At 59.7% G+C, this 14,447-nt stretch carries 11 protein-coding genes; 8 read left to right on the top strand and 3 right to left on the bottom strand.

The genetic code is table 11. The annotated features are described in order from the left end of the window. The first annotated feature begins 284 nt into the window (after nucleotides 1-284). From CHH27_RS22930 to CHH27_RS22910, 5 genes are all read left to right on the top strand, one after another. Complete coding sequence (locus CHH27_RS22930; RefSeq protein ID WP_094073652.1) at nucleotides 285-1,520, top strand: hypothetical protein; 1,236 nt, start codon at nucleotides 285-287, stop codon at nucleotides 1,518-1,520. Between the two features lie 250 nt (nucleotides 1,521-1,770). Continuing rightward, nucleotides 1,771-3,564 carry an FAD-dependent oxidoreductase gene (locus CHH27_RS22925; protein WP_094073651.1) on the top strand — a complete coding sequence of 598 codons (1,794 nt, stop codon included), beginning with the start codon at nucleotides 1,771-1,773 and terminating at the stop codon, nucleotides 3,562-3,564. Beyond that, nucleotides 3,561-5,441 carry a 2-oxoacid:acceptor oxidoreductase subunit alpha gene (locus CHH27_RS22920; protein WP_094073650.1) on the top strand — a complete coding sequence of 627 codons (1,881 nt, stop codon included), beginning with the start codon at nucleotides 3,561-3,563 and terminating at the stop codon, nucleotides 5,439-5,441. The genes CHH27_RS22925 and CHH27_RS22920 overlap by 4 nt, the downstream gene beginning before the upstream one ends. Next, a complete protein-coding gene (locus CHH27_RS22915; RefSeq protein WP_094073649.1) occupies nucleotides 5,441-6,490 on the top strand; it encodes a 2-oxoacid:ferredoxin oxidoreductase subunit beta in 1,050 nt (349 codons plus the stop codon). The genes CHH27_RS22920 and CHH27_RS22915 overlap by 1 nt, the downstream gene beginning before the upstream one ends. A gap of 71 nt (nucleotides 6,491-6,561) precedes the next feature. Continuing rightward, nucleotides 6,562-7,731 (top strand): adenylate/guanylate cyclase domain-containing protein, encoded by a 1,170-nt coding sequence (locus CHH27_RS22910; RefSeq protein WP_157739058.1) that lies wholly within the window; start codon nucleotides 6,562-6,564, stop codon nucleotides 7,729-7,731. Here the strand turns inward: CHH27_RS22910 and CHH27_RS22905 are convergent. Then, the gene (locus CHH27_RS22905) at nucleotides 7,728-8,444 is read right to left on the bottom strand and encodes a hypothetical protein (protein WP_094073647.1); all 717 of its coding nucleotides are present in this window, start codon (nucleotides 8,442-8,444) and stop codon (nucleotides 7,728-7,730) included. The genes CHH27_RS22910 and CHH27_RS22905 overlap by 4 nt on opposite strands. Before the next feature lie 254 nt (nucleotides 8,445-8,698). On the opposite strand from CHH27_RS22905, the gene CHH27_RS22900 reads away from it, so the two are divergent. Then, the gene (locus tag CHH27_RS22900) at nucleotides 8,699-9,673 is read left to right on the top strand and encodes a hypothetical protein (RefSeq protein WP_157739057.1); all 975 of its coding nucleotides are present in this window, start codon (nucleotides 8,699-8,701) and stop codon (nucleotides 9,671-9,673) included. Nucleotides 9,674-9,724: 51 nt separating this feature from the next. Here the strand turns inward: CHH27_RS22900 and CHH27_RS22895 are convergent, their stop codons facing one another. After that, nucleotides 9,725-10,465 (bottom strand): DUF3750 domain-containing protein, encoded by a 741-nt coding sequence (locus tag CHH27_RS22895; RefSeq protein ID WP_094073645.1) that lies wholly within the window; start codon nucleotides 10,463-10,465, stop codon nucleotides 9,725-9,727. Between the two features lie 465 nt (nucleotides 10,466-10,930). Here CHH27_RS22895 and CHH27_RS22890 point away from each other — a divergent pair, with 465 nt between their 5' ends. Further along, a complete protein-coding gene (locus CHH27_RS22890) occupies nucleotides 10,931-12,778 on the top strand; it encodes an ABC transporter ATP-binding protein (RefSeq protein ID WP_094073644.1) in 1,848 nt (615 codons plus the stop codon). Between the two features lie 111 nt (nucleotides 12,779-12,889). Here CHH27_RS22890 and CHH27_RS22885 read toward each other — a convergent pair whose 3' ends face one another. Further along, entirely contained in the window at nucleotides 12,890-13,708 is an 819-nt protein-coding gene (locus tag CHH27_RS22885; protein WP_094073643.1) for an NAD(P)H-binding protein, read from the bottom strand. Between the two features lie 109 nt (nucleotides 13,709-13,817). On the opposite strand from CHH27_RS22885, the gene CHH27_RS22880 reads away from it, so the two are divergent. Continuing rightward, complete coding sequence (locus CHH27_RS22880; protein ID WP_094073642.1) at nucleotides 13,818-14,441, top strand: TetR/AcrR family transcriptional regulator; 624 nt, start codon at nucleotides 13,818-13,820, stop codon at nucleotides 14,439-14,441. Nucleotides 14,442-14,447 lie beyond the last annotated feature (6 nt).

Here is a 14,447-nt window from a genome sequence, read left to right as displayed (position 1 = left end):
CCGTTGTTCCCGCATCGGCCGTTCTTTTCGCAGGTGCAGCATAATGAGGCACGCCGAAAAGTCCAGTTGCTGGTGCAATGCAACAACTGACGTCAATCCGAGGGGGCCAATTCGACGCCACCGGGGTGCTGCTCCTGCTTGGGTCGTGTTTCCGAATTGATTTCCTTTTAAAGCCACTGAAAGAGAACTGCCTGAGCGCCATGGCAGCTTGTCCCGTGCTCGCACTCCAAGTTAAATGACAGCCTCTTGCGCGAATCCCGCATCGGAAACTGGCGGCAAAGTGAGTGGACACCATAGAAAAAAAGACAAGAAAACGACTGACACTGTACTTTCCGGGATATGACCTTCGACCACCGCGACAGACGTCTCTTCTGATCTACAAGGAACTCAAGGCGTTCCTGAAACTGAACAAGGTCGAAGGTGACCTGACACCGCTCAGGGACGATCTTGATCCTGGTGGGGACACCGCGTTTTGGGAGGCCAAGGTGAATTGGCCGGAACAGACCGTGAAGGCGCGGTTTGTGCAACTCAGCTGGCGGGATGTGATAAAGCCGGACTTTGAACGCTTCTGGCCAAGGACCCTGTTGGACGGGTTCCGGTCCTTCTCCCGATTTGCCCAAGCAGGCGGCTATTTCCGCGTCTGGAAAAGCAATTGGGCACATGCCATTTTTTGCCTCTACCCCGCCGTCGGCCTCATTCTCTATGTGCTTGCCAGTCTTCTGCCGCCGTTGTTGCTGGCACCGTTCATCCTGTCTCTGGCGACTGCAATTGCGCCACCAGACCAGGCGCAAGCGGTCTCCTGGGCGATGCTTCTGGCATGCAGTGGTCTCTGGATGGCGGCCGTCTATGGTCTTGTAAGACTACTGGAACGAAAGTCCTACTTCCGATATCTGGTCAACAGCTGGCACTTCATTTCAAGACTTGCGTTCAACCAACACCCGCACATGCTGGAAAGAGTCGAAGAGTGCGCCGACGTGATCGTTGCCATGACGGAGCAGGCGGACGCGGACGAAGACGTCGTGTTCGTCTCACATAGTTGCGGCACGTTCGTTGCCATCTACATTCTGGCGGCTGTGCTGCGCCGCAGACCGGACATCGTACATCGACAAGGCGGCTTTGCGTTTGTGACACTCGGACCGGCCTTCGATTGCCTCGGCGGTTATGGCGCCGGGCACGGATTTGGGGAAGCGATGAGGACCGTCGCGCGTTCGGGTGTGGACTGGACCGACCTCTATTCACCCCATGACCCTATTTGCGGCGGGCGCACACCACCCGTGGCGCGCTACGCGCTCAACGACACTCCGGGCGAGATCTTGCCGGAACCGCGGCGTTTCAGCATTTGTGTCCCAGACCGGATGAGCGCGCAGCAATACCGTTATTTGCGCCGCCGATTTTTCCCTTTGCATTTCTGCTATTTTCTAGCGTCCATCAAACCCGGTCTGTTTGACTTCTACCGGATGACCCTTGGCCCAAAGCGGGCTACCGATCAGCTGACCGCTTGGCTGAACAAGCGTGATTAAGCCCAAGAGGTCATCTTGTCCATGGTCACTTGAGCAACGGGCACAGCCACTTCAACAGTCCTTGCTTTGCGGCAGCGCAACATCATGCGCATCTGGCGGCGGAGAAGAGAGGCAGCCATTTGATCTCGCGACGTTTGCTGCCAAACCGTCACAAAAACGCCATCCAAGGCCATTGCCACCTTTACACAAGCGATTTTGGCGCGCTTTAATTTGCGGCAGATGCATCGACCTTGAGGGGAGAGACAAGGACATGCAAGCCACAGACGCGACGAACCCGGAATATTTCCATAAGGTCGTCGACTGCCAGTATGCCTGCCCGGCACACACTCCGGTGCCTGCCTATATCCGCCTGATTGCCCAGCAACGCTATACCGATGCCTATCTGATCAACTGGGAAAGCAACGTCTTTCCCGGCGTGCTGGGCCGGACCTGCGACCGCCCTTGCGAACCCGCTTGCCGGCGCGGGCGCGTCGAGGCTGAACCCGTCGCCATCTGCCGGCTGAAACGTGTGGCTGCCGACTTCAAGGACGAAGTTGCCGACATGCTGCCCAAGGCCGGACCGCGCAACGGCAAGAAGGTCGCCCTGATCGGAGCCGGTCCCGCCTCGCTGACGGTGGCCCGGGACCTCGCCCCGCTTGGCTACGAGCTGCATCTCTATGATGAACAGGCCAAGGGCGGCGGCTTCATGCGCAGCCAGATCCCGTCCTTCCGGCTGCCGGAAACCGTGCTCGACGAAGAAATCGGCTACATCCTCGACATGGGCATCACGACCGTGTTCGACACCTATGTCGACAGCATGGCCGAGATGCTGACCAAAGGCTATGACGCGATCTTTGTCGGTTCGGGGGCCCCGCGTGGACGCGACCTGCCGAAACTGCCCGGCCGCCAGGAAGCCGATGCCAATATCCATATCGGCATCAACTGGCTGGCCAGCGTCGCCTTTGAGCATATCAAGGAGATCGGCAAGCGGGTGATCGTGCTCGGCGGCGGCAACACCGCCATGGATTGCTGCCGCACCTCGCGCCGTCTCGGCGGCGAGGACGTGAAGGTGATCGTGCGCAGTCCCTTCGCAGACATGAAGGCGTCTCCCTGGGAGAAGGAAGACGCGATGCATGAGGGCATTCCGATCCTCGACAATCATGTGCCGTGCGAATTCGTGGTCGAAAACGGCAAGCTCACCGGCATGACCTTCGACAAGGTGACGGCGGTCTATCACGACGATGGCCGCCGCGAACTTGTCTCGACCGGCGAAGAGCCCGAATTCGTGCCCTGCGACGACGTCATCATCGCGATTGGCCAGGAAAACGCCTTCCCCTGGATCGAGAAGGAAACCGGCATCCGTTTCACCAGCTGGGGCACGCCGATCATCAATGACGACGAGACCTTCCAGTCGACCCGCAAGGAAGTGTTTTTTGGCGGCGATTCCGCCTTCGGCCCGTCCAACATCATCACCGCCGTTGCCCATGGCCACAAGGCGGCCGTTTCCATCGATCTTTATTGCCAGGGCAAGGACCTGTCTCAGCGCCCGCCGCCCCATGTCACCCTGATCGGTCAGAAGATGGGCATTCACGAATGGAGCTACGATTCCATTCCGATCACCGACGAGCGCAAGATCGTGCCGCTGGAAGATCTCAAGAAATCGCTCAGTGACCGCATGGTCGAGGTGGAGCTCGGCTTTGATGCGGAGACGGCCTTTATCGAGGCGGAGCGCTGTCTCAACTGCGATGCACAGACGGTGTTCACCGATTCCAACTGCATTGAGTGCGATGCCTGTTCCGATATCTGCCCGACGAGTTGCATCACCTTTACCGGCAATGCGCCGGAGCCGGAGCTGCGCGCCAAGCTGATGGTGCCGGCGGAAAATCTCGAGCAGGATCTTTACGTTTCCGGCACGCTGCCGACAGGCCGCGTGATGGTGAAGGACGAGGACATGTGCCTTCATTGCGGCCTCTGTGCCGAGCGCTGCCCGACAGCTGCCTGGGACATGCAGATGTTCTTCTACAACATGGCCAAGGCCACGCCCAACCTGGTGAATGTCAAATGAAACAGATCAAGGGCATCAACGATTTCGTGGTGAAGTTCGCCAATGTGAACGGCACCGGCTCGGCCTCCGCCAACCACCTCTTTGCCAAGGCGATCTTCCGGATGGGCATTCCGGTGAGCCCGCGCAACATTTTCCCCTCCAACATCCAGGGCCTGCCGACCTGGTACGAGGTCCGGGTCAGTTCCAAGGGCTATCTCGGCCGCCGCGGCGGTGTCGACCTGATGCTCTGCGTCAATCCGCAGACCATGGAAGACGACATCGCCAGTGTCGGGCCTGGCGGATATTTCGTCTATGATTCCACCCGGCCGCTGGCTCCGCATCTGCACCGCGACGACATCAGCTATTTCGGCATTCCCCTGACCGAAATGTGCATGAAGGAATTCAAGGTCGCGCGGCTGCAGCAGCTCCTGAAAAACGTCGTTTATGTCGGCGCCCTCGCGGCGCTGCTCGACGTCAAGTTCTCAATCCTGAAGGACCTTCTGAACGACCAGTTCAAGGGCAAGGAAAAGCTGATCTCGCCCAACGTGCATGCACTGGAGATGGGCTATCAATATGCCCAGGACAATTTCAACTGCCCACTGCCGATCCGGCTCGACCCGAGCATCAATGACGCGCCGCATATCCGCGAAAGCCAGCACATCCTGATGAACGGCAACACGGCCGCTGCCCTTGGCGCGATCTATGGCGGGGCAACGGTGGCCGCCTGGTATCCGATCACACCGTCGACGTCGGTCGTCGATGCCTTTTCCAAATACGCCGAACGGATGCGGATCGATCCGGGGACCGGCAAACGCAATTTCGCAATCCTGCAGGCGGAAGACGAACTGGCGGCGATGGGCATTGTCGTCGGCGCCAGCTGGAACGGGGCCCGCGCCTTCACGGCCACTTCGGGACCGGGCCTGTCCTTGATGAGCGAGTTCCTGGGCCTTGCCTATTTCGCGGAGCTGCCCGTCGTGCTGATCGACGTGCAGCGCTCCGGTCCCTCTACCGGCATGCCGACCCGCAGCCAGCAATCGGACATTCTGGCGGCCGCCTATGCCAGCCACGGCGACACCAAACATGTACTGCTCTTTCCGGCGACACCGCGCGAATGTTTCGACATGACCGTGCAGGCCTTTGACCTTGCCGAACAGCTGCAGACACCGGTGATCATGATGTCGGATCTCGATCTCGGCATGAATGACTGGATGTCACCGCCGCTGGTGTGGGACGACAGTTACGAGATGAGCCGCGGCAAGGTTCTGGATGCCGACGCGCTGGAAGAAGCGGAAGGGTGGGGCCGCTACCGTGATGTTGACGGCGACGGCATCTGTTATCGCACCCTGCCCGGCACCCATCCAGACAAGGGTGCGTTCTTCACGCGCGGTTCGTCCAAAAACGAGATGGCGGTCTATTCGGAAAAGGGTGACGACTACGTTCTCAATGTCGACCGCCTGCTGCGCAAGTTCGAGACCGCCAAGTCCTATGTGCCGAAACCCAAGGTGCATGACCCGATCCCCGTGAAGAAACCGAAAACCAAGTTGAAGCTCGGCGCACTCTTTTTCGGCACCTCCGCCTCACCGTCTTATGAGGCGGTCGAGATCCTGGCCGCGGAAGGCTATCCGATAGACGTCATGCGCATTCGTGCTTTCCCCTTCCACGAAAGCCTGGATACCTTCGTGCATGAGCATGACCTGGTCTTCGTGATCGAGCAGAACCGGGATGGCCAGATGCGCCAGCTGATCATGAACGAGTGCCATATCGCGCCAGACAAGCTGACTTCGGTCCTGAATTACTCCGGGACGCCAATCACCGCCCGCACCATAGCCCGCCAGATCCGGCAGGCGCTGAAAACCTCCAGCGCCGACATCGTCAAGCTGCATCCGGAGACCGCCTGATGTCTTACTACAAGCCGAAGTTCCAGCATCCGAGCCTGCCGAAGAACGAACTTGGTTATACGGTCACCGATTATGACGGTTCGATTTCCACGCTCTGTGCCGGCTGCGGCCATGACAGCATTTCCGCGGCCATCCGCAATGCCTGTTACCTCTCCGCCATTCCTCCGCACAGGATCGCCAAGCTCTCCGGCATCGGCTGTTCGTCAAAGATGCCGACCTACTTCCTCGGCAAGAGCCACGGCTTCAACTCCGTGCATGGGCGCATGCCTTCGGTCGCGACAGGAGCAAGTGTCGCCAATCGGGACCTGATCTATCTCGGTGTCTCCGGCGACGGTGACACGGCCTCCATCGGCATGGGCCAGTTCCTGCATCTGATCCGGCGCAACGTCAACATGACCTATATCGTCGCCAATAACGGCTGTTACGGTCTCACCAAGGGACAGGACAGCGCCACCGCCGATCTGGGCTCTGTGGGCAAATCCGGGGTGACCAATCTTTTCGACGGCATTGATCTCGCCTCGCTTGCCGTGCTGCAGGGCGCCAGTTTCGTCGCGCGCAGCTTTTCCGGCGACAAGGAACAGCTTGTGCCGCTGGTCCGCGCCGCCATGGCCCATCGCGGCTTTGCCTTTATCGACGTGGTGTCGCCCTGCGTGACCTTCGCCAACAATGTCGGCTCCACCAAGAGCTACGCAGCGACCCGGGAGAACCTGGAAGCGATGCCGGTGGACTTCGTGCCGATGCGCGAGGAAATCCGGACCCAGTACAAGGAAGGCACCAGCCAGGCGGTTACCCTCCATGACGGGTCGATCATTAACCTGCACAAGGCGCGCGAGGACCAGCGCGCCGACAGCCGCGAAGACGCCCTGATGACGCTCCAGACCGCGCATAGCCAGGGCAAGGTGCTGACAGGGCTGTTCTATCTGGACCCGGAATCCCAGGACCTCAACCACACGCTCAACCTGGCCACCAAACCGCTCAACAGCCTCGGCAAGGACGAGCTCTGCCCCGGCAGCCGGGTGCTGAACAGCATCAATGAGGGGCTGAGGTAGGAACAGTCGAATGGACCGCCTGATCGTTTTCAGGCACCCTGTAGTCCCCGACACCGGACACAGGACCTGATGTGCCGCCATCTGCCACCTTGGACGTCCAGGATATCCTCTCCTGGCTGATGCGCGAAGGGCCACGACTGGCTTCACCGGCTGCGCTACTGGAAAGATACAGCGCGAAACTGCGTGAGGCAGGACTTCAAGTCGACAGGTCAACCCTCGGCGCGCCGATCCTGCACCCGGTCGCCCGGTCCTCCTTCGTATTCTGGGAACTGGAAACAGGCTCCGAGCAGCGCTGGTTCATCTATTCGCCCGAGCAACTGAAACTTCTTGAGGCGAGCCCGATCCAGCGGATCTACACGCAAGGTGAAGCCACGTCATTGCGGCTCGACCTACCGGAGGAGCGGGGCCGTTTTCCGATCGGAGAAGACCTATGGAGTGAGGACTATCATCAGTATGAGGCGCTGCCGCTGGAATTCTCAGACGGAACCTTCAAGGTGCTGACACTGGCGACAAAATCGCCGGCGGGTTTCGACAACGGTCAGTTGGACCTGGTTCGAACGACATTGCCCGCCCTCACACTGGTGTTTGAAGGTCATATCGCCCGCAACACCGCCAAAACGCTCATGGAAACCTATGTCGGCACCCGCGCGGGCCTCAGGGTCCTGAACGGCGAAATTGCCCGCGGCGACGGCAGTCCGATCGATGCGGTGATCTGGTTCTCCGACCTGCGCGGCTTCACCTCACTGGCGCAGTCGCGCAGCGAAGCAGATCTCCTGCAGCTTCTGAACAGCTATTTCGGCGCCGTCACTGATGCCATCGAGGCCCAGTCCGGCGAGGTGCTGAAATTCATCGGCGATGCCGTGCTTGCGATTTTTCCCTTTGACGGCGACCTTCACTCCGCCGTTCATCGGGCGGAAACGGCAGCCTTGCAGCTTCTGCAATCGGCCCCGCTCGAACGTGGTCTTTCCTTCGGCGTTGCCCTTCATCCCGGTCGGGTCTTTTACGGCAACATCGGCGGTGGCACACGGCTCGATTTCACGGTGATCGGCGCGTCGGTCAATCTGGCCAGCCGCATCGAAAGCCTGTGTGCCCTCCTTGATCATCCGCTTCTGGCGTCGGCAGACTTCGTCAATGCCTCGTCCCTGACGTGGCTGTCCAAAGGGCGACACAGACTGAAAGGCGTCGCCGAACCGGTGGAAGTGTTTGCACCGGTTCAACCGACATTGCAGACAGCGACCTAGTCCCAACCCAGGTTTTTGCCGAAAACCGCACGGTGACGGTCAAAGCTCTGCTGACCGAAAAGATCGGCTGCCAGGTATCGTGCCAGCTTGATGACATTCGCCCGGGCACTTTGCGAAGAGTGTTGGTAGCTTTCCAGAGCGGACACATCACCGGCTTCGAGCCGCTTCCCCGTCGCTTCAAAGACAGCCTGATGCTCGTCGGCAAGTTCCAGGAGCAACCTCGTACAGGTTTCCTTCAGCCCCGGGATCTCGCGGTATGGATGGACCTGCCAGCCGAGGGCTTCGGCGCTGCGGTCATCCGCCGGCATCAGGAACATGTTCCAGGGTTCGGCGGGAAACATCTTGCAGGAAATGGTCAGAAAAAGAGCCACCCTTCCTTCCCAGACACTCCAGGGGATCATCGCCCAGGGCACAACCGTTACGCCCGGAAGCTGCCCCTGAAGGCTCTCATTGATTTCTGCCATGAACCGCTTCTGTGCCTCATGCGCCTGATCGGCTCTGGCTTCGAGAAGACCCGGGTTCTGCGGCAGCATGTTGCTCGGATCATCCGGCTGAAATCCCAGTTCACGCAGCATAGTCCCATGCTCGCCCTCCCACATTTCCTTCGGAATGGCGCGGAACACGCCGTCCGCGTCCGGCGCGGTGCGTGTGAAGGGACTTGTCCCCGGCTCAGAAAGCGGCGCGCCAGGTCTTACCTTACGTTTTCCAAACATTGCAAAACTCCCCGAAATAATTGCAAGAGTTAACAGAGGCGCCTTAAAATTGTATTTCCGGACAAACTCGCCTTGTCTTCAAATCCGGGTCCATGCAGGCCTGAATGACCTAGCGTCACTTTTGGAAACCGGCTATCCTGAATAAACATTTGAATGATTGCGCTCGAAGACTTTATGAGGCGGCAAAAATTATGGCTTGGACCGTTCAGCAAAAGATTGATGCCCAACTCAAACTGCACAAAAGCAACCTGAAAATGTTTGAAGATGACCTGAAGGACTTCAATCGGGTCATGACGGCATCGGCGATCTGCCAGGAAATCGGCATTCAGGCCGCTTTCGCGGCCGCCACCATGGGGGCTGCCACCTGGCTGAGCGGAACAAGGGCTGCGACTGCTGCAGGTGGTCGTCTCGTGATGCTGGGCGGAGAAGGCTCACGCATCAGCGGGTTCATGCACGGCGTTGCAAAGGTGGCCGGGTTTTCCTCCATGGGGGCCGAAGGCTGGACCGCCGGCAAGGCAATGGGCGGTTTTCTGGCGCGCTTGTCGGCGGGGTTCGGCGTTTTGCTCATTCGCCGCATGTCCGGGGATTTCGGCATGAAAAAACCCATGAATTTCGAAGGCATGGGCTCGGCGGTGTTCTTCACCGTGCTGTTTTCCTTTCTTGGCTCTCCCGGCCCCAAAAATCCGCCCGGCGTCAAGGACGCCAGCAAGTGGCTGATGGAAAAGTTTGCGCATTTCGACAAGTCCCCTGTTCTGAAGATGCTTGCCAAGGCGCCGGAACTCGCGAGCGTCGCCGGGCAAACCACAAAGATCTCAGCACAGACGGGAACGCAGATATTCGGCCTGTGCCAGAAGGGGTATAACGAGTTGACCATGGATCCGGTCGGCAAGGAAGTCCTCGCCTATCTCAGGACCAACAAGAGCGAATACGACAAGCGCGTCCAGGATATTTTCAACGATCAGGGCGAAGCCCTGGTGACCTGGGGACTGGGCGCCCAGCACCATATTGCCAAGGAAATCGAACGCAAGGCAGAACAGGTCGACTACTCGGCCAAACTGCCCTTCTTTGCCCGGCATTTCGATTTCGTCGGCAATGCGGAAGCGCTGAAGATCATGTCCACCAACGCCGCCAAGTCACAGGCATTCGTCAACCTCTGGGAGGCCATCCGCGACACCTTGAACAAGGACGCCGCACCGTCGTTTCAAAATGCGAAGGACCTCGTGCGCTGATCTCGAGCAGGCGGGTGGGTGCGGGACCCTCAAGGCGCGGACAATGGCCGGCTAAAACCCGACCCTTCCGACCATCGGCAGCTTGATCGAGAGATCCTTCACATCGACGCCATAGGTCAGTCCGAGCAGGTTGATCTCCAGGCCTTCCTCCCAGGCCACCAGAATGCCCAGAAGGCCGGAGAGTGAAAGCTGATAACCGGTGCCGCTCGGGGCTCTGGCCCAGAGGCCCGTGTCGAGAAAATCCTTGCCGACGGCAGTTGGCGGCAGGTCCAGCTTCAGTTCAGGGGCAACCCTGCCGAGATGGGCGATGAAGGTGTTCGAATTGGGACCCGGCCAGACCGTGTATTCATCGTTGTGGCGGTAGTCCTGGATCGCCGCCAGCAGTCTTGGAATGGCGACTTCTGCCTCTTCCCCGCGAAACTCGGCAAGCAATCGCGGCTCCGAGCCGAACCAGCGGCTGTCCGGTGCACGGCGAGAAGCGGACACCGCCTGCCCGCCATGGCGAACGCGCCAGCCGACAACTTCATAGGTGGTGAAATGCTCCGCCTCCGGCGGCTTGATGGATATCCAGCTGTGAACGCCGAAATAGCCGCGCCAGCTGAAGGCCCGCGCGGCATAGACCTGGATGATGGCCTGGCGTTCAATCTGCGGATCAGGTGCAATTCCGAGCGGCGTCCGACTGGCACTGCTCCAATGCCCGGAGGCTGTGTGAATGCCTCCGAACACCACAAACAGGCCAAGCCCGAAATTGAAAAGCAAAAAACCTGTGGTCCAGATCAAGATCCGCCGCATTGCCGCTCCCGTGGTCCGGTCTCTCTACTTCAGCAGTAAATAGGAGCCGATCCGGCGTTTCCAAAGCCAATCACTTTCCCGCGATGGGGTGTGGCTTAAGCACCTGCGCGTGGCACAGCCTGGTGCTGTCTAACGGGTGTGGCACAATTCACACGTGCAGCAGCCGTTGTTCCGGTCCGCCGCACTTTCGGCTTGATCCTAACGGCTCAAACGCTAGGGTGACAGGGCTGGATGACAGCCACCTTTGGCGCGTCCGGCAGCCTTCGCACCTACGTACCACCATAACTCCAGAGATCCTTATGCGCCCACTCGGTCCAAACTAGGCCGACACGCAGACCATTTTCGGTTCCCGTGTCGGTATCAGTCTTTTCATCCGTACCGCCCGCGACCCGAACTCTTTTTGAGCCTCTCCGTGCCGGTACGATTCCCTTTTTCGAATCCCACAGCCAAACGGAGCCCGGACCGATGAACACGGTCTTTTCTTACCTTGAAAACATTGTCTCGCCCTTCAAGCCCCATGACGGCACGCCGCCGCCCTCGGAGCTGAATGCATTTTACTGGCATTTCATCCGCCAGATCTGGAAACCTCTGGCCTGGCTGATGGCGTTCGGGTTTGTCGTCTCGATCATCGAAGTCGCCCTCTTTGAGTATCTCGGGCGGATCATCGACTATCTGAACACGACCGGTCCCGACCAACTTCTGGCCGATCACGGCGGCGAACTGATCTGGATGCTGGTGGTGGTCGTGCTGCTGCGTCCGCTGTTCGGCGCCGGGCACACGATGATCAAGTTCCAGATCATCGAACCGGCCATGACCAACCTCATCCGCTGGCAGACGCATAAACACGTTCTCGGTCAGTCGCTGACCTACTTCAACAATGATTTTGCCGGGCGGATTGCCAACAAGATCATTCAGACGGGCCCCTCCCTGCGCGGGTCGGTCGTCTCCCTGATCGATGCCATCTGGTTCGTGCTGATCTATGTGGCAGCGGCCATTTACCTGTTCCTTGGCGTCGATGCCTGGCTGATCCTGCCGCTTGCCGGCTGGCTGGTCGTCTATGTGGCGCTGCTGGTTCACTTCGTCCCGAAAATCAAGGACCGCTCGGCCGTCATGTCCGAAGCACGGTCGAGCCTGACCGGGCGGATCGTCGACAGCTACACCAACATCCTGACCGTGAAGCTGTTTGCGGCCGGCCGGAAAGAGGAAGCCTATACCCGCGCGTCTCTGGAGGACCATACCCGGAAGTTTCATGACATCCTGCGGCCGATCTCGCAAATGGTCATCCTGCTCTGGATCGTCAACGGCATCTTCATCGCGTCCCTGAGCGCGCTCGGGATCAGCCTGTGGCAGAGCGGGCTGGTCACGGTCGGGTCACTGACGCTGGCGATCACGCTGTCGGTGCGCATCGTCAACATGTCGGCCTGGATCATGTGGATCACGACCGACATCTTCGAAAATGTCGGAACGGTCCAGGAGGGCATGCAGACGATCTCGAAGCCCCACACGCTGGTGGATCGCAAGGACGCCAAACCGCTTGCCGTCTCCAGGGGCGAGATCATCTTTGACAAGATCCGGTTCCATTACGGCAAGGACAAGGGCGTCATCGAGGACCTGTCGCTGCAGATTGCGCCCGGCGAGAAGGTGGGCCTGGTCGGCCGCTCCGGTGCGGGCAAGTCGACCCTGGTCAACCTGCTGATGCGCTTCTACGATCTTGAGGGCGGGCGCATCCTGATCGACGGCCAGGACATCGCCGGTGTCACCCAGGACAGCCTCAGGGCGCAGATCGGCATGGTCACCCAGGACACCTCCCTGCTGCACCGCTCCGTCCTGGACAACATCGTCTACGGCCGGTCCGGGGCGAGTCGGGAGGAGGCCTTGCGCGCGGCCGAAAAGGCCCATGCCTTGTCCTTCATTCCGGACCTGGAGGATTTCAGGGGCCGCCGCGGTCTGGACGCCCATGTCGGCGAACGGGGCGTCAAGCTGTCCGGCGGCCAGCGGCAGCGGATTGCCATTGCCCGCGTGCTCCTGAAGGACGCACCGATCCTGGTTCTGGACGAGGCGACCTCGGCGCTCGATTCGGAAGTCGAGGCCGCCATTCAGGAGAGCCTGTTCGATCTGATGAAGGACAAGACGGTGATTGCCATTGCCCACCGCCTGTCGACCATCGCCGCGATGGACCGGCTGATCATCATGGATCAGGGCCGGATCATAGAAACCGGCTCCCACCAGGCCCTGCTGCAGAAGGGCGGGGTCTATGCCCAGCTCTGGAACCGCCAGTCCGGCGGGTTCCTGGACCCGGCCGCGGTGGCCTGACGGAGAAAGCGTCCCGTGAAGGTGCCTGGACCTTCACGGGGTTCGCCCTGTCTTGCCTCCCTGACGGCTTGGCGCAGCTGTGGACGCGCGCGCCCGCCCGGACCCGCCGCTCTATTGCCAACTGCCCTCGGCATGGGCGCGCCTGGCAAAGTCGGCAAAGCTTCGAGGCTCGCGGCCGAGCGCGCGCTGAAGTCCGTCCGATGTGCTGGCGTTCTTGCCGTCGAGGATCTCGGCCACGAGTGTTGCGACAAATTCGGCATCGCCTTGCGGAAATCCCTCGGCAATCAGGGTGCTCTCGAACTCCTTCGGGGTAACGGTCCGGTAGGTGATGTCTCGCCCCGTGACGTCGGTGATGTGAGAGACCGCCTCCTGCCATTTCAGCAACTCCGGCCCCGTGATTTCATAGACTTCTCCCGTGTGCCCTTCCTCCAGCAACGCCGCGACGGCGATGTCTGCCACGTCTTCAAGATCAACCCAAGGTTCCGGAAAGCCGGAGTCGGGGGCGGACACTTCCCCACTCATCACGCCGTCGAGAAAACCTCCCTCGCTGAAGTTCTGCATGAACCAGCTCGGCCGAAGGATTGTCCATTCCAGCGAAGAGTTCATCAGCAGTTTTTCGCAAGCTTGCGCACGCGCTTCGTTGCGCTCCGACAACAGCACGATCCGGCGCAGGCCGCTCTCTTCCGCGGCACGAACGAACTCCGCAATGACGGCCTGTGCCGAGGGCACAGCCAGATCGGGTGAATAGGCGACATAGGCGGTCTTGATCCCGCTCAGCGACGCCGTCCAGCTCTCGGGCCTTTCCCAATCGAAGGGAATTTCGCTTCGGCGTGTTCCGTGGCGCACCGGCAAGCCGCGCTCTTCGAGGCGAAGGGTGACGCGCCGGCCCGTTTTGCCGGTCGCCCCGATGACGAGAATGTCAGAACTCATGTTCAATTCCTTGCAATACTTTGGTCACTTGACCAAGATTTAGGTCACTTGACCAAAATCGTCAATCCCTTATTTTGTTTGTTCCATGAAACAGAAAGAGCCATAGTCGCTGAAAATCAGAAAAGTCGAAGAGGAACAGCCTATTACCGCCCAAGCCCGATCACCCAAGGAACTGCTGATCCTTGATTGCGCGCTGAAACTGTTGATCGAAACGGGGGATGCCGGTCTGACGCTTCGCAAGCTCGCGGAAACTGCCGGCATGCGGCTCAGCAATGTGCAGTATTACTTTTCATCGCGGGATGAGGTTCTAGCGGCAATGGTTTCGCGCTACTTCGACGAATGCACCGCGAGCCTGGTGACGCTGACACAGCAGAGCGAGGCTGCGACTGCCGAAGAACGGGTCCGTTTTCTTGTTCGCACCGGTCTCAGCCACGGCCAGGAAATTTCCGACATGTGCCGTGCGTTTCGCGAGATCTGGGCGATTTCCAGCAGAAACACCGTGATCGACCAATGCCTGATGGACTACTACAGGAACTTCTCCGATGTAATGACGGATTTCGCCTTTCCAGGCGGCCTTGACGCGCAGGTTCGCAAGCAGCTGCAAGCCTTGCTCATTCCGTTTTTTGAAGGCTATTCGATCACAGCGCGTTCGCTGCCGCTGACCACGGAAGAAGCGGCAGAGATGCTCACGGCGCTGACGCTGTCCATCGTCGAAGGACAAAATCGGCAATAGCGATCA

Origin of the sequence: Labrenzia sp. VG12 (assembly GCF_002237595.1) — a bacterium.
Classification (GTDB): Bacteria; Pseudomonadota; Alphaproteobacteria; order Rhizobiales; family Stappiaceae; genus Roseibium.
Note: the sequence above shows the minus strand (reverse complement) of the source record. Positions and strands in the feature narration are given on the sequence as shown.

Coding starts and splice junctions, on each gene's coding strand:
- CHH27_RS22895 (WP_094073645.1), bottom strand. CDS start 10,465: ATGCGGCGGATCTTGATCTGGACCACAGGTTTTTTGCTTTTCAATTTC.
- CHH27_RS22900 (WP_157739057.1), top strand. CDS start 8,699: ATGTTTGAAGATGACCTGAAGGACTTCAATCGGGTCATGACGGCATCG.
- CHH27_RS22915 (WP_094073649.1), top strand. CDS start 5,441: ATGTCTTACTACAAGCCGAAGTTCCAGCATCCGAGCCTGCCGAAGAAC.
- CHH27_RS22890 (WP_094073644.1), top strand. CDS start 10,931: ATGAACACGGTCTTTTCTTACCTTGAAAACATTGTCTCGCCCTTCAAG.
- CHH27_RS22885 (WP_094073643.1), bottom strand. CDS start 13,708: ATGAGTTCTGACATTCTCGTCATCGGGGCGACCGGCAAAACGGGCCGG.
- CHH27_RS22920 (WP_094073650.1), top strand. CDS start 3,561: ATGAAACAGATCAAGGGCATCAACGATTTCGTGGTGAAGTTCGCCAAT.
- CHH27_RS22925 (WP_094073651.1), top strand. CDS start 1,771: ATGCAAGCCACAGACGCGACGAACCCGGAATATTTCCATAAGGTCGTC.
- CHH27_RS22905 (WP_094073647.1), bottom strand. CDS start 8,444: ATGTTTGGAAAACGTAAGGTAAGACCTGGCGCGCCGCTTTCTGAGCCG.